Source organism: Streptomyces sp. NPDC048415 (assembly GCF_040651675.1).
Lineage (GTDB): Bacteria > Actinomycetota > Actinomycetes > Streptomycetales > Streptomycetaceae > Streptomyces.
In genome coordinates this window covers 73,529-92,823 of the sequence record NZ_JBEZKJ010000024.1, presented here as the reverse complement: position 1 = coordinate 92,823, position 19,295 = coordinate 73,529, and the positions used below count along the sequence as shown (strand labels likewise).

At 70.7% G+C, this 19,295-nt stretch carries 20 protein-coding genes; 11 read left to right on the top strand and 9 right to left on the bottom strand.

Going from position 1 to position 19,295, the window contains the following annotated elements; all coding sequences use genetic code 11:
- Positions 1–159: 159 nt before the first annotated feature.
- Entirely contained in the window at positions 160–594 is a 435-nt protein-coding gene (locus tag AB0D27_RS18495) for a protease inhibitor (RefSeq protein WP_362509345.1), read from the bottom strand.
- A gap of 344 nt (positions 595–938) precedes the next feature.
- On the opposite strand from AB0D27_RS18495, the gene AB0D27_RS18490 reads away from it, so the two are divergent.
- The 6 genes from AB0D27_RS18490 (at position 939) to AB0D27_RS18465 (ending at position 5,969) form a co-directional block, all read left to right on the top strand.
- Positions 939–1,490: a hypothetical protein gene (locus tag AB0D27_RS18490; RefSeq protein WP_362509342.1), complete on the top strand. Its 552-nt coding sequence runs from the start codon at positions 939–941 to the stop codon at positions 1,488–1,490.
- 85 nt (positions 1,491–1,575) lie between these two features.
- Positions 1,576–2,403, top strand: a complete 828-nt coding sequence (locus AB0D27_RS18485) for an LLM class F420-dependent oxidoreductase (protein WP_362509340.1) — start codon at positions 1,576–1,578, stop codon at positions 2,401–2,403.
- 16 nt (positions 2,404–2,419) lie between these two features.
- Positions 2,420–2,896: a TIGR03668 family PPOX class F420-dependent oxidoreductase gene (locus AB0D27_RS18480; protein ID WP_362509337.1), complete on the top strand. Its 477-nt coding sequence runs from the start codon at positions 2,420–2,422 to the stop codon at positions 2,894–2,896.
- Between the two features lie 225 nt (positions 2,897–3,121).
- Positions 3,122–4,705 (top strand): cytosine permease, encoded by a 1,584-nt coding sequence (locus AB0D27_RS18475; RefSeq protein ID WP_362509335.1) that lies wholly within the window; start codon positions 3,122–3,124, stop codon positions 4,703–4,705.
- A complete protein-coding gene (locus AB0D27_RS18470) occupies positions 4,705–5,385 on the top strand; it encodes a cyclase family protein (protein WP_362509332.1) in 681 nt (226 codons plus the stop codon). Before AB0D27_RS18475 ends, AB0D27_RS18470 begins: the two co-directional genes overlap by 1 nt.
- Positions 5,386–5,447: 62 nt before the next feature.
- A complete protein-coding gene (locus tag AB0D27_RS18465) occupies positions 5,448–5,969 on the top strand; it encodes a hypothetical protein (protein WP_362509330.1) in 522 nt (173 codons plus the stop codon).
- 157 nt (positions 5,970–6,126) lie between these two features.
- Here the strand turns inward: AB0D27_RS18465 and AB0D27_RS18460 are convergent, their stop codons facing one another.
- Positions 6,127–7,317: a helix-turn-helix domain-containing protein gene (locus AB0D27_RS18460; RefSeq protein WP_362509327.1), complete on the bottom strand. Its 1,191-nt coding sequence runs from the start codon at positions 7,315–7,317 to the stop codon at positions 6,127–6,129.
- Between the two features lie 113 nt (positions 7,318–7,430).
- Here AB0D27_RS18460 and AB0D27_RS18455 point away from each other — a divergent pair, with 113 nt between their 5' ends.
- Positions 7,431–8,600, top strand: a complete 1,170-nt coding sequence (locus AB0D27_RS18455) for a lactate 2-monooxygenase (protein ID WP_362509324.1) — start codon at positions 7,431–7,433, stop codon at positions 8,598–8,600.
- Positions 8,597–9,574, top strand: coding sequence for an NAD(P)-dependent oxidoreductase (locus AB0D27_RS18450; protein ID WP_362509321.1), 978 nt, complete (start codon positions 8,597–8,599; stop codon positions 9,572–9,574). Before AB0D27_RS18455 ends, AB0D27_RS18450 begins: the two co-directional genes overlap by 4 nt.
- 2 nt (positions 9,575–9,576) lie before the next feature.
- Here AB0D27_RS18450 and AB0D27_RS18445 read toward each other — a convergent pair whose 3' ends face one another.
- Positions 9,577–11,454: a ricin-type beta-trefoil lectin domain protein gene (locus AB0D27_RS18445; RefSeq protein WP_362509318.1), complete on the bottom strand. Its 1,878-nt coding sequence runs from the start codon at positions 11,452–11,454 to the stop codon at positions 9,577–9,579.
- Between the two features lie 942 nt (positions 11,455–12,396).
- On the opposite strand from AB0D27_RS18445, the gene AB0D27_RS18440 reads away from it, so the two are divergent.
- Positions 12,397–14,316, top strand: coding sequence for an exo-alpha-sialidase (locus tag AB0D27_RS18440; protein WP_362509315.1), 1,920 nt, complete (start codon positions 12,397–12,399; stop codon positions 14,314–14,316).
- Positions 14,317–14,348: 32 nt separating this feature from the next.
- On the opposite strand, the gene AB0D27_RS18435 is transcribed toward AB0D27_RS18440, so the two are convergent.
- The 4 genes from AB0D27_RS18435 to AB0D27_RS18420 all read right to left on the bottom strand — a co-directional run bounded on the left by AB0D27_RS18435 (position 14,349) and on the right by AB0D27_RS18420 (position 16,131).
- On the bottom strand, positions 14,349–14,726 hold the full coding sequence (locus tag AB0D27_RS18435; protein ID WP_362509312.1) for a toxin Doc: 378 nt from the start codon (positions 14,724–14,726) through the stop codon (positions 14,349–14,351).
- A gap of 3 nt (positions 14,727–14,729) precedes the next feature.
- A complete protein-coding gene (locus AB0D27_RS18430; protein ID WP_362509309.1) occupies positions 14,730–14,975 on the bottom strand; it encodes a hypothetical protein in 246 nt (81 codons plus the stop codon).
- 106 nt (positions 14,976–15,081) lie between these two features.
- A complete protein-coding gene (locus tag AB0D27_RS18425) occupies positions 15,082–15,645 on the bottom strand; it encodes a TIGR03086 family metal-binding protein (protein WP_362509306.1) in 564 nt (187 codons plus the stop codon).
- Between the two features lie 69 nt (positions 15,646–15,714).
- A complete protein-coding gene (locus AB0D27_RS18420) occupies positions 15,715–16,131 on the bottom strand; it encodes an SRPBCC domain-containing protein (RefSeq protein ID WP_362509303.1) in 417 nt (138 codons plus the stop codon).
- Positions 16,132–16,250: 119 nt separating this feature from the next.
- Between AB0D27_RS18420 and AB0D27_RS18415 the strand changes: the two genes are divergently transcribed.
- On the top strand, positions 16,251–16,562 hold the full coding sequence (locus AB0D27_RS18415) for a metalloregulator ArsR/SmtB family transcription factor (RefSeq protein ID WP_362509300.1): 312 nt from the start codon (positions 16,251–16,253) through the stop codon (positions 16,560–16,562).
- On the top strand, positions 16,559–17,017 hold the full coding sequence (locus tag AB0D27_RS18410; RefSeq protein ID WP_362509297.1) for an SRPBCC family protein: 459 nt from the start codon (positions 16,559–16,561) through the stop codon (positions 17,015–17,017). The genes AB0D27_RS18415 and AB0D27_RS18410 overlap by 4 nt, the downstream gene beginning before the upstream one ends.
- A gap of 15 nt (positions 17,018–17,032) precedes the next feature.
- Here AB0D27_RS18410 and AB0D27_RS18405 read toward each other — a convergent pair whose 3' ends face one another.
- Both AB0D27_RS18405 and AB0D27_RS18400 read right to left on the bottom strand, forming a co-directional pair.
- Positions 17,033–17,641, bottom strand: coding sequence for a hemerythrin domain-containing protein (locus AB0D27_RS18405; RefSeq protein WP_362509294.1), 609 nt, complete (start codon positions 17,639–17,641; stop codon positions 17,033–17,035).
- Entirely contained in the window at positions 17,638–19,260 is a 1,623-nt protein-coding gene (locus AB0D27_RS18400) for a DHA2 family efflux MFS transporter permease subunit (protein WP_362509291.1), read from the bottom strand. Before AB0D27_RS18400 ends, AB0D27_RS18405 begins: the two co-directional genes overlap by 4 nt.
- Positions 19,261–19,295 lie beyond the last annotated feature (35 nt).

Here is a 19,295-nt window from a genome sequence, read left to right as displayed (position 1 = left end):
GTAAGGCTACGGACATACGGATATGCCGAGGGCCGGCCGACAGCCCCACTCCGTCCGGCCGACCCCCGGTGCGAAATCGCGTGGCTCCCGCGACGGGGTCCGCACTCCCCAGTTACGGACCTCGATCGACATTCACGAAGACCGCGCGATCCCGGTCCCTCAGAACGCGAAGACAGTCATCCCGTAGGAGTTCTTCACGCACTCGTTGGAGAAGGTGCGTTCGTACGAAACGCGCTTGCCCTGCCAGACGCCGTCCACCGTGACGACCACGGGGTCGTACAACTTCGTACAGAAGACTCCGCTCCTGGCCGTCAGGGCGTCGAAGTCGCCGCCGGCTCCGCGGAGTTCGGCACAGGCCTGAGGGGCGGCGGGATGGGTTCCGGAGGCCGTCGGGGCGCAGTTCAGGGTGACCGCCCGTTCCGGGGTCACGGTGGCCGCCTTCTGACCGTGGCCCACGGTGAGCACCAGGGCCGAGGGTGCGTAGAGGCTGGACGGTCCGAGGCTCGGGGCGGCGTGGGCGGACCCGACGAGGGGTCCGCAGACGGCGGTGGCCGTCAGGGTGAGAGTCGCTGCCCAGCGCGCGGTGGTCGGCATTGTGTGCATCCTTCCGCTCGATTGAATGCGATACCGGCTCGGTCGAGTGCCGGTTCGGCGAGCGCGAGTCTGCCGAGTCCGCACAGGAAACACACAATCGACCCCATGCTTTTCGGTAACTTTGAGTATTGAAACAGTGGCGCGAAGTTACGGAATTCGAACGTCCAAGCCCCGCAACTGAGCGGTTGTTGATCGTCGGCGACGGCCTCCTGGCCAGATTTCCCCGGCTCGGCAATAGGCCTGAAACATTCCGCTTCACCGCCTCACGGGCCCCTGCTTCAGCTCACGGCGGACTTCGGCCGCACCCCCTTGCGCATCCCGACGTACGGAGTAATCGTCATTACATGATTACTTCCGAGCAACGCGAGAAGCTGCGCGGCTGGTTCGCCGGCCGCCTGCCCGATGATCTCTTCGAGAGCCTGACGGAGGTGACGGTCGACCGCGAGGAGATCACCGTCATCGGCCGCATCCCCGAGCCACGGCTCGCCAAGGGGGCTTCGGACGCCGAGAAGAAGGCGGCCGTCCGGGCACGTGTCCAGGAATTCCGGGAGCGCACCCGCGAAGACCGGGTCGCGGTGGCCCGCGAGGCGGAACACCGGTTCGGCAAGAAGGTCTCCTGGGGTGTGGAGTGCGGCGGCGAACGCGCCCTGTTCACGCACATCGCCGCGCCCGTCATGACCCGGCTGCGCCAGCCCGAGCGCCAGGTCCTGGACACCCTCATCGCCGCCGGAGTCGCGCGCAGCCGCAGCGACGCCCTCGCCTGGTGCGTACGCCTCGTGCAGCGCCACACCGACGACTGGCTCACCGAACTGCGCGACTCCTTGGAGCACGTGCAGCGGGTCCGCGCCCAGGGCCCGGACGCCGAACCGCAGGACGCCCCCGCCGACGAGGAGTGACTCGTCCGCCGTACGTGTGATCGTCCTGCCCAGGGGTACCGCGCCACAGTGACGACAGGGGTTCGACGAGACGAGGTGGACGCGTATGAAGTTCGGGGTGTCGACGTTCCTCACCGACGAGGGCATCGGTCCGGCAGCGCTGGGGCCGGCCCTGGAAGAGCGCGGATTCGACGCGCTGCTGCTGGCTGAGCACACCCACATCCCGGCGAGCCGGGAGACGCCGTATCCGGGCGGCGGCGATCTGCCGCGCATGTACTACCGCACGCTCGATCCTTTCGTGGCGCTCGGCGCGGCCGCCGCCGCGACCCGCGAGCTGCTGCTGGGGACCGGGATCGCGTTGGTGGTCCAGCGTGATCCGATCATCACCGCGAAGGAAGTGGCCACCCTGGATCTGATCTCGGGCGGCCGTGCGGTGTTCGGCGTCGGCGCCGGCTGGAACCGGGAGGAGATGCGCAATCACGGGACGGATCCGGCAGTACGAGGCCGCCTGATGGACGAACGGATCCGCGCGATCATCGAGCTGTGGACCAAGGACGAGGCCGAGTTCCACGGCGACTTCGTCGACTTCGACCCGGTCTACTGCTGGCCCAAGCCCGTCCAGCTACCGCATCCGCCGATCTGGGTCGGGGGTGACAGCGAGCGCGCCTTCGGCCGCGTCGCCGAGTTCGGGTCGGCGTGGATGCCCAGCGGGATACCGCCCAAGGAACTGGGCACCCGAATCGAGCAGATGCGCAAGACGGCCGGTGACCGGCCGGCCGTGGTGGTGTACGCGGCCGGACACGACCGGGAGTCCCTCGACATCTACGCGGAACTCGGCGTCGAGCGCGTCCTGCTGTATCTGCCGACCCTCCCGGAGGACGAGACCCTGCGCACGCTGGACGACCTGGCCGAGGTCACGTCCGACTACCGGTGACAGCACCGTGCCCGACATGGAGGAGGCGGAGGCGCGCGGCCGGTTCCTGGCGGCGCGGGTGGCCCGGCTGGCCACCGTGGACGCCGAGGGACGCCCCCACCTGGTGCCGGTCGTGTTCGCGGGGCACGGCGACGGCATCGTCACCGCCGTCGACCACAAGCCCAAGCGGTCCCTCCGGTTGAGGCGGCTGCGCAACATCGCCGGCCACCCGGCCGTCTGCCTGATCGTGGACGCGTACGACGAGGACTGGGACCGGCTGTGGTGGGTGCGGGCGGACGGCGAGGCCCGCATCCTGCCGCCCGACACGCCGGAACCGGGGCTCCCGGCCCATGCCACCGCTCAGGAGCCTCACGCGTACGCGGCAGCGATCGCCGTCCTGCGGGAGAAGTACACCCAGTACCGGCGTGAGCCACCGGACGGCCCGGTGATCGCGATCACCGTCCACGGTTGGCACGGCTGGCGCGCCGCGCCGCAGGCCCGTTCGTCCGGCTGAATCGCGCGCCCCGAGCGATGGACGAATACTCCACCTCGGGCGCGAAAGATGGATGATCCGCCCGCTGGCGCCGCGCCATCGCGCCGCCGTAGCGTCGGCAGACCCCCGCGAGGACGGCATCCGCTCACGCCGCACACCCCAGCGGCGGCCACCGGCCGTCCTCCCTCCCCGCGCCACGACGCGCTCCACCGCCCCTTCGGGTACAGGCACTTCGCTGGAGCACCCTTGTCCGAGAACTCCCCCGCCACACCGCCGCCGTCCCTCACCGAGGTCGAGACCTACGGCGTCGAGCGCATCCCCGACGCGGACCGCACCGCGTCGCCGCTCGACCTCTTCCGGGTCGCCTTCGGCGGTGCGAACACCTTCTCCACCTGTGTCCTTGGGGCCTTCCCCATCCTGTTCGGCCTGTCCTTCTGGCAGGGGCTCGCGGCAACGCTCCTCGGCGTCGTCGTCGGCGCGCTGATCCTGTGCCCGATGGCGGTGTTCGGCCCGGTCAACGGCACGAACAACGCGGTCGCCTCGTCCGCGCACCTGGGTGTGCACGGCCGGGTCGTCGGCTCTTTCCTGTCGCTGCTCACGGCCATCGCGTTCTTCTCGATCTCGGTGTGGAGCTCCGGTGACGCCCTGGTCGGCGGCGCGCACCGGCTGTTCGGCCTGGAGCGCAGCACGCTGTCGTACGTCGTCGCGTACGCGCTGTTCGGCGGACTGGTGCTCGCGGTGTGCGTGTACGGGTTCCGGTTCATGCTGTTCGTCAACAAGATCGCGGTGACCTCGGCGACGGTGCTGTTCCTGCTCGGCGCGATCGCCTTCGCCGGTGACTTCGACCCGTCGTACGCCGGTGTGTTCACCGCCTCGGCCGACTCGGCGACGCAGGCACTTTTCTGGCCGTCCTTCATCGGCTCGGCGCTGATCGTGCTGTCGAACCCGGTGTCCTTCGGCGCCTTCCTCGGCGACTGGTCGCGCTACATCCCGGCCAACACGCCGCGCCGCAAGGTCGTCGGGGCCGCGTTCCTCTCCCAGATCGCGACCCTGCTTCCGTTCGTCTTCGGTCTCGCGACCGCGAGCATCATCGCGGCGAAGGCCCCGAAGTACGTCGATCCGGCGGCCCCCGACTTCGTGGGCGGGCTGCTCGCCATCTCGCCGAGCTGGTTCTTCCTGCCGGTGTGTCTGCTCGCCCTGATCGGCGGCATGTCGACGGGTACGACATCGTTGTACGGGACCGGGCTCGACTTCTCCTCGGTGTTCCCGCGCCTGTCGCGGGTCCAGGCCACCATGCTGGTCGGCGTGTTGTCGATCGCGTTCATCTTCGTCGGGCGCTTCGGATTCGACCTCGTACAGTCCATCTCGACGTTCGCCACCATGATCATCACCTGCACCACGCCGTGGATGGTGGTGATGATCCTCGGCTTCCACACCCGGCGCGGCTGGTACGACCCGGACGCGCTCCAGGTCTTCAACCGCCGTCAGCGCGGCGGCCGTTACTGGTTCGCGCACGGCTGGAACTGGCGGGGCATGACGGCCTGGTGGGTTGCCGCGGTGATCGGCGTACTGTTCACCAACATCCCCGGCCAGTTCGTCGGCCCGCTGGGCGATCTGGCGAACGGCATCGACATCAGCCTGCCGCTGTCGCTGGCCGTCGCCGCCGTCCTGTTCCTGACCCTGCTGCGGCTCTTCCCCGAACCCCGGGCCGTGTACGGACCCGAGGGCACGCGGCTGGCCCGTACGATCGACGTGCCGGTGCCGCCGATCACCGGGCCGGGTGCGTCGGTGGACGACGCACCGGAGGTACTCGCCGTCGAGGGCAGCTGATGGAGTCCTGGCTCGATCTGTCCGTGCCGCTGGTCACCGGTATGCCCGTGTATCCCGGTGACCCGCGGGTGGAGGTGGACAGGGCGTTGCGCGTCGCCACGGACGGGGTCAACGTGCTGCGGCTGCACATGGGTTCGCAGTCCGGGACGCATGTGGACGCCCCGTACCACGTGAACTCGGCGTGGCCCGCGCTGGACGCCCTGCCCCTGGAGCGCTTCGCGGGACCGGCGGTGCTGGCGGATGTGCGGGGCCTCGCGGCGGGGACGCCGATCACGCCCGCCCTGCTCGCGCCCGCGCTGAGTCTCCTGCGCCTCCAGCCCGGCGCGATCCTGCTGCTGGCCACCGGCTGGTCGGCGTACTGGGGAACCGACCAGTACCTCGGCCACCCCTGGCTGACGCCGGAGGCGGCACAGACACTCCTCAACGCGAGCGTCCGCACCGTTGGCGTCGACGCGCTGAGCGTGGACCCCACCGGCGATCCGGACCTGGCCGCCCATCGCGTCCTGTGCGGCGCGGGAGGCGTGATCGCCGAGAATCTGACGGGACTCGACCGCGTCGCCGCCGCGCAGGCCGCCGGATACTCGGTCGAGGTCTTCCTGTTCCCCCTGCACCTCCCGGGGGCGGACGGCGCCCCGGTCCGGGCTACGGCCCGTATAGGGGGCCGGGCGGGCTACGCGTAGTCTCCCCCGTCATCGGAGCGATCTTCGCACTGGGCGACATCACCTGCCCGTCCGGCGAACTCGTGATCGTCGACGGCGGCCACCTGGGCATGTGGAGCGGGAACCGCTCACCGGCAGAGATCGACCCGGCGGCCTTCGGCGTCGACGACCCGTCGGTCGCCGCCCGCATCGTCGAAGCGGTCGACCTGCCGGGCCGGGCTGCCTGCCGGTCGAAGGAGCGGGCGGCGGTGTCCGCGTCGGGGCCGGCGATCGTGAGTCCCACGGCTGCGCGCGCTCTTCGACGCGCACTGCCGGGAACACGGCCTCAGGCGCGGCTCGAGGCGGAAGCTGAGCGCGTTGCGCACCGGGAGTGGGTGCGCCGGGCCGTCCGCCATGGGGGTGGGGCCTTCCTGGTGCACGGGGTGCCCGTGGTGGCGGTCGGCGGCCTGCCCCGCGACCGGGTCTTCCCGTCCTGGCGTCCGCGGACGGCACGGCGGTCCCCGTCAACGGACGGCACGGCGGTCCCCGTCAACGGACGGCACGGCGGTCCCCGTCAGCGGCGCGCCCGTGGCCGAGTCGGTCGCCCTCGGGGACATCAGGGGTGACTGGGCGCGCTTCCTCCTCGGCGACGCGGACGCGCCGAGCGCCTGGCGGACGTCGCGTTCTGCGGTGCCGCCCAAGGGGAGGCGGCGGCTGAGTTCGGCGCGTCAGCGGATGATGGTGGACTTCGTCGAGGGCGCTCGGGTGCTGTGTTCGATGACACTACGTCCTGATCGTGCGGGCGATGTCCAGCGTGAGCCGTTGCCAGGGGTTTCGGGGGTCGCGGGAGGTGAGCTCCTGGATGCGGCGCAGGCGGTAGCGCAGGGACTGGGGGTGGAGGTGCAGTTCGCGGGCGGCGGCGTTCGCGGAGCCCGTGTCGATGTACGCGGTGAGGGCCTCCAGCAGGTGCCGCTGCGCCGGGTCGGTGAGCGGTCCGAGGACCAGCCGCGCGATGTGGTCCGGCGCGGCGGCCGGGTGTCCGGCGAGCAGGGCGAGGACATGGGCGTCCGCGTCCGTGAGAAGGCGGCCGGGCCGGTGGGCATGGGCGGGCGCCGTGTCGAGGGCGTCGGCGGCGAGGCGGTGGGCGACGGCGACCCGGTCGAGGCTCTCCCCCCTGATGGCGCAGCCGCGCCAGGACCGCCCGCCCAGGACCGATTCGGCCCTCGCGGTGGCGCCGGCCGGCAGGAGCAGGACGGCGCGGGAGCCGCGTACCGTCGCCAGTGACGTGACCTCGGCGCCGGGAGCCGCCATTGCCTCAAGCAGGTCCGTCGCCGTGTCGTGGGCCATGTCGGGACGCTCCGGACCGGGCGGCTCGGCCACCAACAGGCAGTAAGGGTCCGGGAGTTCGACGCCGAGCCGGGCCGACCGGTCGGTCAGCGCGCCCACGGAGGCGTGCCGCCCGGCGATCAGGTCGTCGAGCAGCAGCCGCAGCGCCCGGTCCCGGTCGGCGGCGAGATCCTCGCTGGTGGCGGCGTACGCCGAGGCCATCTCCTCGGAGAGCGTGTCGAGGGTGCTCAGCAGCATCCGGGCGAGCGCGAAGGCGTCCGCGGCGGCGAGCCGGGGCGCGCGGGCCGCGACCTCCTCCGTCAGGACCATGCCCGCCACCCGGTAGGCGCGCAGCACCGCCTGCACCGGGCGCCCGTCCGCCGCGCGGGCCGCCGCGATGCCCCGCAACCGCCTGAGGTCGGCCGGCCCCAGCGTGCCGTCGGTCACCCAGAGGTGGAGCAGCCGCTCCAGTCCCCAGGCCGCGATGGCCCGTACCTCCGGCAGGCGGCTGTCGTCGAGCGCCGCGTACACCGGAACGTGTGCGTGCACCGCGGCGACGATCGACTCCACGACGCGCGGGTCGGCGACCATCTCCTGCCGGACACGCTCTCTGACTGCCGAAGGGGTCTCGGCGGGCTTGCTTGTCACAGAGTGATAATCCCAGCCGCGCGAGGTGCGCACCACAGTGGACGGGCCTTGTCACAGTCGCCAGGATCGACGTCGTACAGCGCGGTCTCAGGGACGAGAGGCGGGACGTACGGATGGCGAAGCATTGGGCCGATTTCCAGTACGAGATCTATCTGAACGGAATGACGGGCGCCGTACCTCGGCTGCCCACCGATCTGACGCGGCTGGAGGAGCTGACCGAACAGCGGCTCGGGCCCGGGCCCGTCGGCTATGTGGCGGGCAGCGCGGGCAACGGCAGCACCGCCCGCGCCAACCGGGCGGCCCTCGACCGGCGCCGGATCGTGCCGCGCATGCTGCGCGACGTACACGAACGGGACCTGTCCGTCGAGGTGTTGGGCCGCCCGCTGCCCGCCCCTCTCGCGCTCGCCCCGGTCGGCGTGCTCTCGATCATGCACCCGGACGCGGAGTCCGCCGCCGCGCGGGCCGCCGCGGCGCAGGGCGTGCCGTACATCCTGTCCTCGGCCTCCAGCACCCCCATGGAGCAGGTCGCGGAGGCGATGGGGGACGCGGAGCGCTGGTTCCAGCTGTACTGGGCCAAGGACCGGGAGGTCACCCGCAGCTTCCTGGACCGGGCGAAGGCGGCCGGCTTCACCGCGCTGCTGGTCACTCTCGACACTCCCCTGCTGGCCTGGCGTCCGCGCGACCTCGACCAGGCGTATCTGCCGTTCCTGCACGGCGTGGGCACCGCCAACTACTTCACCGACCCGGCGTTCCAAGCGGGCCTGGCCAAGCCGGTGCACGAGGACCCGAACGCGGCCGTGATGCACTTCGTGGGCATGTTCGCCGACCCCGCAAAGACCTGGCCCGACCTCGAATTCCTGCGGGAGAACTGGGACGGCCCGATCGTCCTGAAGGGCGTCCTGCACCCGGACGACGCCCGCCACGCAGCCGACGCCGGGATGGACGGTGTGGTCGTCTCCAATCACGGCGGCCGCCAGGTGGCCGGTTCGGTCGCCGCCGCCGACGCGCTGCCGCGCGTCGTCGAAGCGGTCGGTGAGCGGCTGACCGTCCTTTTCGACAGCGGGATCCGCACGGGCGACGACATCTTCAAGGCGCTCGCGCTCGGGGCGCGAGCCGTCCTCGTCGGACGCCCGTACGCCTACGGGCTCGGCCTCGACGGACAGGCGGGCGTCGAGCACGTCATCCGCTGTCTGCTGGGCGAGCTCGACCTCACGCTGGCCCTGTCCGGACACGCGGGACCGGGCACGCTCAGCTCCGACGACCTGATCGAGGAAACCGCATGACCCTCCCCAAGAACGTGCTCGCCGTCGTCTCACCGCATGTCGGGGGCCGTACGGCGGGCGCGGCACTCGCCACCGTGTTCCCCGGTGAAGCGCACGTCACCGTCGTGGAGACGACCGACGAGGACCCCGTCGCGCTGCGCGAGGCCCATGTCATCATCACCGGCCTCGGCCCGGTGAGCGCCGAACACCTCGCCGCCGCACCGGACTTGGAACTGATCCAGTGCGCCAGCCACGGCTTCGACTACGTCGACCTGGACGCGGCGCGCGCCCAGGGTGTGCCGGTGTGCAACATCGGCTCCAGCGGCGCCGAGAAGCAGAACGTGGCCGAGCAGACCTTCGCCCTCATGCTCGCCCTCGCCAAGCAGCTCGTCCCCGCGCACACCGCCCTCGTCGACGCCGACTGGGCCCTGCCGCGACTGCAGGGGTCCATCACCGAGCTGTCCGGCAAGACGCTGGGCATCGTCGGACTCGGGCACATCGGTGAGGAGGTCGCCCGGCGCGCGGTCGCCTTCGACATGACCATCGTGTACGCCGGTCCGCAGCCCGTCGGCGCGGAGACGGAGGCCCGGCTCGGCGGCGCCCGCCATGTCGAACTCGACGAACTGCTGCGTACGTCGGACTACATCACGCTGCACGCGCCGCTCAGCGAGGAGACCCGGCACCTGCTGAACGCCGAGCGGCTCGCGCTGCTCAAGCCGACCGCGTTCGTCGTGAACACCGCGCGGGGCGCCCTGATCGACCAGGACGCCCTCGCGGACGCGCTGGAGGCAGGCGCCCTGGCCGGAGCCGGCATCGACGTCTTCGACCCCGAACCGCCCACCGCGGCCCTGCGGTTGCTCAAGGCCCCCAACGTGGTGCTCTCCCCGCACGTCGCGGGCGTCACCCGCGAAACGCTCGTCCGGATCGCCCTCGCGGCCGTCCAGAACGCCGCCGACTTCGTCAACGGCAAGCCGCCGAGGGACGTCGTTTCGTAGGGCTACAGGCGGCCTACCCCGTCCACGATGTCGGGAAGGCCCAGGGGCAGCGGAAGCGCGGGCCGCGGGCTCGCGTCGCCGCCGTCGCCGCCGTCGCCGCTGTCGCCGACGGTCACGGCCCGGGGTTCCTGGTAGGTCTCCGACGGGGTGGCCACCGGGTCCGCCGGCACGTCCGTGGACGGCTCGGCCGTCGGCTCGGGTGTGCTGTCGACGGACGTCGGGGCGCTGGTGGGCTGCGGGGAGGGCGTGGCCGTGCCCGCGATCGACAGCGACTCGGGCCCGGTCGACGGGGAGTCGGTCCGCCACCGCTGCGCGTCCGAGCCGTCGCGGACCTTGACGACGACATCGGTGTCGGGGTCCGTGGACGCGGGCGTGACCGCCAGCCCGTCGTGCCGTCGGGGCAGCAACTCGCCCTTCACCGTGAGGTCGTAGCGCACGTCCTTGTCACGTGGGGCGCCCTCGGCGACGCAGCGGTCCAGGAAGACGACACCGTTGTCAGCGTGCGAGTCGAGGCACAGCTCGGGGTTGGCGATGCTGCGCAGCAGGCCGTCGTCCTCGTAAGACCACTGCTGGGTCCAGGCGGACGAGCACACCGCGAGCTTGGTCCCGGCGCCCGCCCTGGCCCTGCCGCCCCGGATGTCGAGGCACAGGTCGGCGGCGAGATTGCGCAGTCGGGTCTGCTCGGTGGTCGTGGGGAGTCCCGCCGAGGTGGGCGGCGACGACAGGTCGGGCGGGGCCTGGGAGCCGGGGGCGGGTGACAGAGTGCGGCTGCTGCTCGCGCCCGTGGAGGCGGCGGGGTCGGCGCCGCCGTCGTCGTTGGACCACAGGCTGGTGGCGAGGACGGCCGCGAGCAGGGCGGCCGACAGGCCCGCACCCGTCAGCAGGGCCTTGGGGGGCCGCTGGGCCGTGCGGCGGCCCGCGGCGGGGATCTGGTACAGCAGGCGATGGCGTCCCCCGCTTCCCGGACGTCCGTCACCGCCGGGCCGTTCGCCGCTGCCCTGTCTTCTCCCTCCGAATGCGGACCCGCCCCGGGGGCGCACCGTTTGTCCCTCGCGCCCCGGGCGTGAGTCGAAATAACGCCGTGCGCCCCAGCCGAGTACCGCTTCGGCGATCAGCACGCCCAACCCGCCCTCAAAATGGCTGAGTTGTTCGGCCGCGTATCGGCAGTAGGCGCACTCCATCAGATGCTGCTGGACATCGGGCAGCAAGGCACCGCCACGGCGAATCGGCACGTCCAGCAGCCGGTTGTAGAAGCCGCATTCCTTGGTCGGCGCGAGTTCACGGTGGGCGCGCACACAGCCTTCCCGGAATTGTTCACGGGCCTGCTCAAGAGCGGCCGACGCGGTGTCGGTATCCATGCCCGACAGACCAGCCGGTACGGATATGGGCTCCGCCTCGACCTCGGTGTGCCACAGCAGGCAGCGGGCCACGCCGGGGAGTGCTTGGAAAGAGCGCTCGGCGAGCTTCCGATTTTCGGCCGTCATGGACTTCGCCGCGCGCATACCGCGGCCCCCCGCGGGTTTCCGCAAGTCCGGCAGAACACCGGATATCCGATCGTCCGCGGACCACTGTTTGACGGTGTCCCGGACGGTCACGAGGAGTTGGGGCCGCAGCGCGAGCCCGGAGTCACCCTCCATGAGGCGCGCGAGCACCTGGTGGAAGGAGGTCGCTGTCACCATGGAGGCGACGTTCGCCGAAGAAGCGAGGCAGATGACCGAGTAGTCGTACGCCGACTGCCAGTGCCGGGCCGTCAGCAGGGCTACGGCATGAGCGGCATCGCTCTGAGGCCGGCCGTTCAGCCGCGCGGCGAGACCGTCGTCGGATTCGCCGGGAACGCCACTGGGCGGATAAGGGGGACGAGGGGGGTGGGGGGTGTGCACAGAGCGGGTTCCTTCCAAGGTGCAAGGTGGCACACAGAAGTTCCTGTCCGCCGAAAAGGAGCCCTGATTGGTGCGTACCTTTTGACGGAGTGCCGGAAACGGCCGGGGGACGAATGCCGTACGGCGACCGTCGGTCAGGAGCCTTTTGAGCCCGTCGACAGACCGAAATGGCGGACAGCGATTCAGACCCGGCCATTGACCAAGCGCAGGGAGTTCACCCTCGCACAACACGCTCATGACCAACAAGGCACTTGAGCAACATCCGCACCATTGAAAGAAAGTCAGATTCGGTGTCAACTCGCCCGGCTCGCACCGGTTTTCGAAATTCCATGCGCCCCGTGTGAACCGCGCGCACACGCCGGTGGCCCGCGCACGCTCCCGGCGCACACCACCGCGTAGTCCACTGGAACCGGCCCTTCTCGGAGGCCCCGCGCAGGACGGCGGCTCTCCCGCGCGAAACCGGCCGCCGGCCCCGCTCCTCCCGCCCTCGGTCGGCGGCCCCGAGGGCGGGACCGTTGCGGGCTACCGCGATCAGCTCAGGCGAGGCTGGACGGAGTCCCGCAATCGAGCCCCCCATGATGGTGTCGCCGGTGGTCACGCTCATCGGCCGGGCGTACGGCGGCTGCGGTAGTGCGCGACGGCCGCCTGAGCGAGGGACCCCACGCCGGCCAGGAGCCCCACACCGGGCTCCTCTGCGACCAGTTGAGAGCGCATCTCGGCGAAACACGGTGGACTCGCCGTGGACGTCGCGCGGCCACGACGCCGCCCCTCCTCTCCGGGTCGGCGCGTCTCCTCAACCTGTATCAGGGCGGCCGAACGAAGCGGCGAAAGTGCGGGGCGAGACGACCGGTTGGGCCGCGCGGCCGATGCGTGCCACCTCTTCAGGGGTGCACGCACCCGTGTCGTACTCCTTCCCCTTTCCCTCTCGACCAGGATCTCTTCGTGTCCATTTCTCCTGCCCTGCGCACCCGTGGCCTCGTCGCGCTCGCCGCCACAGCCACCATGAGCTTCGTGTCCCTCCTCCTCGCCCCGCCGGCCGCCGCCGCGGTATCCAACGGCGGCTTCGAGACCGGGAGCCTGACCGGCTGGACGTCCACCGGTGCGACCGCGGTGGTGAGCGCCGGGGCGCACAGCGGAACATATGCCGCCCGAGTCGGAGGGACCAGCCCCACCTCGGGGGACTCCTCCATCGTCCAGACCTTCTCCGCGGCCACCGGGGAGGCGCGGTTGTCCTTCTGGTACAACGTCAGCTGCCCGGACACCGTGACCTACGACTGGGCGACGGCCACGCTCAGGGACAACACAACGGGGACCATCGTGACCCCGCTGCCGAGGACCTGCACCAGCGGACAGGGCTGGCGGCAGGCGAGCACCACGGTCACGCCCGGGCACAGCTACACACTCAGCCTGATCAGCCACGACGACAACTTTCCCGGAGATCCGACGTACACCCTGTACGACGATGTCCAGCTCGCTGCCGCCCCACCGCCGCCGCCCAGCCTCACACAGATCGACACCGACCCGTTCACCTCCGGCAGCCAGCACGCCACCGTCGTCGAGCCCGACACGTTCGCCGCCGGCAACACCGTCGTCTCGGTCGCCCAGAACGGCCGCTTCTTCAACGGCGGGGCCTCGGGCCTCGGTTGGAGCACATCCAGCGACGGCGGCACGAACTGGCAGCACGGCACCCTTCCGGGCATCACCGTCTACCAGGGCGGCGCCTTCTCCCGCGCCTCCGACCCGGCGGTCGCGTACGACGCCCGGCACGGTACCTGGCTGGTCGCCGGCCTGGCCATCAATGTCACCTCCGGCGGCGTCAACGGCGCCGGCGTCACGATCAGCCGTTCCACGAACGGCGTGACGTGGCAGAACCCCGTCAGAGCAGTGGGATTCGACGGCCCGAACTACGACAAGGAGTGGGTCGTCTGCGACAACACTCCAGCCAGCCCTTTCTACGGGCGCTGTTACATCGAGGCCGACAACAACTCGGCCGGCAACCGGATCCTGATGAGCACCTCGACCGACGGCGGCGTCACATGGTCCGCACCGACCTCACCCTCCGGATCGCCGAGCGGGCTCGGGGGGCAGCCGCTGGTCCAGCCGAACGGCACCGTCGTGGTGCCCTATTCCGCGAACGGAAGCTCCATCCGCGCCTTCAATTCCACGAACGGCGGCACATCCTGGAGCAGCACCTCACCGGTCGCCACCGTCAACGCCCACACCGTCGCGGGGGGTCTGCGTGCTCCCGCGGGACTTGCCTCCGCCGAGATCGACGGCGCCGGACGGATCTACGTCGCCTGGCACGACTGCCGCTTCCGCACCAACTGTTCGGCCAATGACATCGTCTATTCCACCTCGACGAACGGCACGACGTGGACAGCGGTGACCCGGGTCCCCATCGACTCCACCACGAGCGGTGTCGACCATTTCCTCCCCGGCCTCGGCGTCGACCGCACCACCTCCGGGACCACCACCAGGATCGGCCTGTACTACTACTTCTATCCGGTCGCCAACTGCTCCTCATCCACGTGCCGCTTGCAAGCCGGATACATTTCCTCCGCCAACGGCGGATCCTCCTGGAGCACAGCCACCACGCTGACCGGGCCGTTCCCTCTCGCGCAGATCGCGAACACTGACCAAGGGCGCATGGTCGGCGACTACATCTCCACGTCGATCGTCGGTGGCCGGGCCGTGTCGGCATTCCCGGTCGGCCGAGCACCCACCGGTGACCAGGCGTTCAACGAGGCCTTGTTCACGGCCGGGCCCCTGCCCGTCACCGGCGGCACCGTCCGCACGCAAGCGGGCCCTGCCACTGTCCGCAGCTCGGGTACCACGGGTAATCCGGCGAGAAGGGCCAGGTGACAACACCTCCCTGCGGGAGGCGGGACGTTCTTTCAGATCTGCCAGGACCGCAGTCGGTCGGCCGCGCCGTACACGTCCGTCTTGCCCGAGATCAGATCGCGGGCAAGGTCCACGAGGGCTCCGTACGGCGGGTCGATGCCGACACCGCTGACGAACATGTACGCGACCGCCGCCGAGCAGGCGAAGCGGGCGTTGGCGGCCGGTAACGGTTTCAGCAGGGCCAGGGTGTGCAGGAGGGCCGCGGCACGCCAGGCCGGGTCGGAGTCGACGCCGAGACGGGGCGGGTCGACGCGGTGGCGGGCCACGGCGGCGACGAGCGCCGAGAAGTCGTTGACCGTGGGCTGGTCGGGCAGTACCTCTTCGTGGCGCTGGAGCAGCCAGGGCACGTCGACATGGATGACGGGAGCCATCGGTCAGGCGGCCCGCCCCTCGCCTCTGGCGGGGGATTCGTCCTCGGGGAAGGCGGCGGCGAACTCCTCCGCGTGGGCCGCGAAGAACCGGCGGAACACCTCCGCGCCTTCCTGCAGCGCCCGGTGGCGCACGATGTCGGCCGCGGCGGCCTCACGCACCAGGGCCTTCATCGACGTACCGCGCTCCTTGGCGATCTGCCGCAGATCCTCTAGCTCGCGGTCGCTGAACTCCACATTGAGAGCTGGCATGTCCTCACGGTACCGCGAGGGTACTTACTCGTAAATATGACCAGGTCAGCACGCCCGGCTGCCGGTACCTCCTGCACCGGGGCCGGGCGCTGGTCGGCGTCTGCGGTCAGGCGGCCTTCCGGCCCGTGAGGGCGAGCAGCCGCTCCAGGGGGGTGGCGTCGGGGGCGGCCTCCACCTCGGGTCCGAAGGCGCCGCCCGCGCGAGTGCCCTCGGTGATCTGCCCGGCGACGGTCGTTGCGGTGGCGACCACGTCGTCGTCCGCCGTGAACGGCTGGCCCGTGGCGGTGGCCAGGTCCCAGCCGTGCACCGTCAGCTCCATGACGGTGATCATCCCGGCGAACGGCGCGGGGAAGGTGTCCGTCCCGAAGGTCGTTTGGCCCTCCCAGGCGCGCGGCTCGGCCCACGCGGCGACGAGCCGGTCGACGAGCGGCGGGAACGCCACCCAGGGCGGCTCGGTCAGCGCCTTCGGAGCGTCGGCGGGGAGCGGTTCCTTCTCGGCGGCGTAACCGCTCATGACGAGTATGCCGAGCAGGTGCTCGCTGAGCCGGTGGACGTCGAAGTCGGCGCAGGGGGTGGGAAGTTCACGCTTGCCGGCGAGGGCGGACTGCTGGGCGTGCGCCTGCAGGTTGCGGGCGGCGCGGGCGAGTTGGTCGGCGATTTCAGCACTCATGGGAGGTGCTCCTGTTCAGAAGGGTTGATCCGTCGAGGCAGGGGACGGCTCAGCAAGGACAGACTCGGCTCAGCCGAAAAAGGGTGCGGTCTTGCCCGTCTCCACGTACGACTTGAGCGCCGTGAACTTGGTCGCCCAGCCGTAGGTGAAGTTGCGGTACGCGTCGTCCTGGGCCGGGAATCCGGCGTGCGTGAAGCGCAGCAGGACGCCACCCTCGGGGACGTCGAGGATCTCGTACGTCTGCGTGGTGCCGGCCCACGGGCCGTTCTCCCCCGTGAGGGCCAGGCGCCGCTCGTCGGACTCGGTGATCCGAAGCCGCCAGGGCTCCGGCACACCGGGGAAGCTCAGCGCGTGCTCCGCGCCGACGCCCTCCCCTATCTCGGCCTCCGCCGTGAACCAGCCGCGTACGCCGGTCTGGGTGGCGATGGCTTCGCGGACGGTGTCCGCCTCGGCCTCGATGGTCAGCTGCATCGCGATGTCGGCCATCGGATGTCCCCTCGGAGTCTGTCGCGAGTGTCCGGTATTGCCCCGAACCTCTTTCTTTAGTCGACACTAAAATAGAATCCTGAACGGCGCAAGTTCAAGCCATGACTAAAATAGGCAGCGTGGATCAGGTGAAGGCGATCAGTGAGCCTCGGCGGCGGGCGATTCTGCGGCTCGTGTGGCAGGAGGAGCTCTCGGCCGGAGACATCGCCGAGCGCTTCGACGTCACCTTCGGCGCGGTCTCCCAGCATCTGAAGGTGCTCCGTGAGGCCGGCCTCGTCGTCGTCCGAAAGGACGGCACCAAGCGGTACTACCGGGCGGACCGTGCTGGGATGGGACCGCTGGCCGCCTATCTGGAGTCCATGTGGGGCGACTCGCTGGACGCCCTGGCCGCGCTCGCCGAACAGGCCGAGCGGGAGGAGGAGCAGAAGTGACGATCACCCCCGACGGCTCCGTCGTCGTACAGCGGCGTATCAAGGCCCGCCCGGAGACGGTGTTCTCCTTCTTCACCGACTCGCAGCGCTGGCTGTCCTGGCAGGGCATCGAGGGCGTGTTCGACCCGACGCCCGGTGGCGCGTACCGGATGCGGGTCGTCGGTGACGCCACCGCCTCCGGGCGCTTCGAGGAGGTCGAGCCGTACACACGGATCGTCTTCACCTGGGGCTGGGAGAACGAGGGCGACCCGGTGCCGCCCGGCAGCAGCCGGGTCGAGATCACGCTCGCCCCGGAACCGGACGGCACCCTGCTCACGCTCACCCACTCCGCGCTGCCCGAGCCGGCCCGCGAGCCGCACCAGGAGGGCTGGGAGCACTACCTCGACCGGCTCGCCGTACGGGCACCCGGCGGCGACCCCGGCCCGGACAGCTGGATGGAGCAGTCGCCCGCCTGAGGCGCCCACGGACTCTCAGGCCCTCCACAGTCCGCGCCTGCGGTAACTCCCCTCCCAGAACAGACGGTTGAGCACACGGACGGGCGGGGGCAGCGCGCGGAGGAACGCGTCACGGTCGGCGGGCGGGATGCCGTCGACGATCCACGGTACGAAGACGGCGGCGCCGCGCATCCCCTGTGTCTCGCGGATACGTCCGGTGAAGGCGCCCCAGTCCGCGGGCGTCAGCACCTCCTTTATGAGCGGCAGGGCACTGCCCTCCTCGTGGGCGAGGTGGTCGTCGAGAGTGGAGGCCAACGCCTGGACGAGCGCATGGAGTTCGGCAGACCGGTCCTTCAGGGCCGCGTCGACGGCGGTGAGCCGCGGGTCGAGGAGGGCGTGCTCCGCCTCCATCTCCGCGAGGAGGGCGAGGTCCGCCGGGCGCCCCTCGACCTTGCGCTGCACGCGCGGCCACAGGTCACTGTCCTCGGCGGTGTGGTGGATGTGCAGCTGGCGGGTGAAGTTGTCCCAGCCGGCGCGGACTTGGGGGGTGAAGGCGGTGCCGTCGGCCGCGGCCTTGCCGAGGCGTTCGAGGTCGCGCCGGAAGGCGTCGTGGGCGGCGTACATGACGGTGAGGTCGATACTCATGAGGTGGCGTCCTCCATTTCGGTCGGCTCGGGTTCGTACACGGGCAGGGCGTGCGGGTTGGCGGACGGGCCGCGGTGACGGCGTACGGCTAGGCAGGCGAGCGCGCCGGTCAGCAGGACCGCGGCGGAAACCAGGACGGCGGGCCCCATCGCGTCCACGAAGCCGTGGCCGAAGACCTGGCCGCCGAGGTCGCGCATGCGGTCGGCGACGTCGTGCGGGAGACCCGACGGAGCGCCGACCGACTGCTGCGCGTTGACGTCGGACTCCGCCTTGGAGAAGGCGCCGACGAAACCGTCGCGGTAGGCGGCGGGGAGCTGTACGGCGTGCCGGCGGGCCTGGTCGGTGAGCGACGAGGCGAGCTGGGCCTGCAGTACCGCGCCGACGACTGCGCCCGCGAGCACCGAACCGACCTGCCGCAGCGCGTTGTTGACGCCGGCGGCCGCGCCCGACAGGCGCGCGGGTACGTTGCGCATGACCTCCGTGGCCATCGGCGCGAAGGTGCAGCCGGCGCCCAGGCCCGCGAGGAACAGCGGGAAGGCGACCGCCGTCCAGCTCGAACCGACGTCGACGGCGGCCACGATCCAGATCAGCGCGGCCGCCCAGGCGAGCAGCCCGGTCATCAGGATGAACTTGCCGCCGATCTTGTCCGCGAGGATCCCGGCGGGCCCGGCCATCACGAACGAGCCGAGGGCGAGGGGCAGCAGCACAAGGCCGGACTTGAGCGCGCTGAAGCCCTGCACGGACTGGAGGTAGATCGTCAGCGGCAGGAACATCCCGATGACGCCGAAGGACACGGTGATGCCGACGAAGTTGATCAGGGTGAAGTCGCGGTCCTTGAAGAGCGAGAACGGGACCAGCGGATCCTTCGCCTGCTGGCCACGCTCGTGCACCAGGAACCCGGCGAAGAGCACCGCCGCCGCGCCGAAGAGCGACCAGATCCAGCCGTTCCAGTCGTAGCGCTGCCCCTCCGTCAGACCGAAGGCCAGGCAGAACAGGGCACCTGAGGCGAGCAGCACACCCAGGGTGTCGAAGCGGTGCCGTACCGTGCGCCGCGAACCAGGAATGATCGCCGCGGCGAGAACCAGCACCAGTACGCCGAGCGGCAGATTGACGAAGAAGATCCACCGCCAGTCGAGATGGGTGATCAGCGCGCCCCCGATGATCGGGCCGAGGGCGCCGGAGATCCCCGCGACCGCGCCCCAGACGCCCATCGCCGCGCCCCGCCGGTCGGCCGGGAACACCTCGGCGATGATCGACAGGGTTTGCGGCATGAGCAGCGCCGCGCCCAGGCCCTGGACCGCGCGGAAGGCGATCAGCTGGGCCGGGTCCTGCGCGAGGCCGCAGGCCAGGCTGGCGAGTGTGAACAGCGCGACGCCCGCGAGGAAGAGGTTCCGTTTGCCGCGCAGGTCACCGAGGCGGCCCGCGGTGATCAGCAGTACGGCCAGGGCGAGGGTGTAGGCGTTGACGACCCACAGGATCTCGTCGAGGGAGGCGTCCAGGTCCTGGCCCATGTCGGGGATCGCGATGTTCACGATCGTCAGGTCGAGGAGCGTCATGAAGAACCCCAGAGAGAGCGTGATGAGGATCGCCCATGGGTGGCCGTGCCATTTCTTGAACACGATGTTTCTCCTTGTGTCGGACTCGCGTTCAAGAG

Bases quoted from the DNA above. Each gene is read 5' to 3' on its own strand.
- AB0D27_RS18495 (WP_362509345.1), bottom strand. From the start codon at position 594: ATGCCGACCACCGCGCGCTGGGCAGCGACTCTCACCCTGACGGCCACC.
- AB0D27_RS18490 (WP_362509342.1), top strand. From the start codon at position 939: ATGATTACTTCCGAGCAACGCGAGAAGCTGCGCGGCTGGTTCGCCGGC.
- AB0D27_RS18485 (WP_362509340.1), top strand. From the start codon at position 1,576: ATGAAGTTCGGGGTGTCGACGTTCCTCACCGACGAGGGCATCGGTCCG.
- AB0D27_RS18480 (WP_362509337.1), top strand. From the start codon at position 2,420: ATGGAGGAGGCGGAGGCGCGCGGCCGGTTCCTGGCGGCGCGGGTGGCC.
- AB0D27_RS18470 (WP_362509332.1), top strand. From the start codon at position 4,705: ATGGAGTCCTGGCTCGATCTGTCCGTGCCGCTGGTCACCGGTATGCCC.
- AB0D27_RS18455 (WP_362509324.1), top strand. From the start codon at position 7,431: ATGGCGAAGCATTGGGCCGATTTCCAGTACGAGATCTATCTGAACGGA.
- AB0D27_RS18450 (WP_362509321.1), top strand. From the start codon at position 8,597: ATGACCCTCCCCAAGAACGTGCTCGCCGTCGTCTCACCGCATGTCGGG.
- AB0D27_RS18435 (WP_362509312.1), bottom strand. From the start codon at position 14,726: ATGGCTCCCGTCATCCATGTCGACGTGCCCTGGCTGCTCCAGCGCCAC.
- AB0D27_RS18430 (WP_362509309.1), bottom strand. From the start codon at position 14,975: ATGCCAGCTCTCAATGTGGAGTTCAGCGACCGCGAGCTAGAGGATCTG.
- AB0D27_RS18425 (WP_362509306.1), bottom strand. From the start codon at position 15,645: ATGAGTGCTGAAATCGCCGACCAACTCGCCCGCGCCGCCCGCAACCTG.
- AB0D27_RS18420 (WP_362509303.1), bottom strand. From the start codon at position 16,131: ATGGCCGACATCGCGATGCAGCTGACCATCGAGGCCGAGGCGGACACC.
- AB0D27_RS18405 (WP_362509294.1), bottom strand. From the start codon at position 17,641: ATGAGTATCGACCTCACCGTCATGTACGCCGCCCACGACGCCTTCCGG.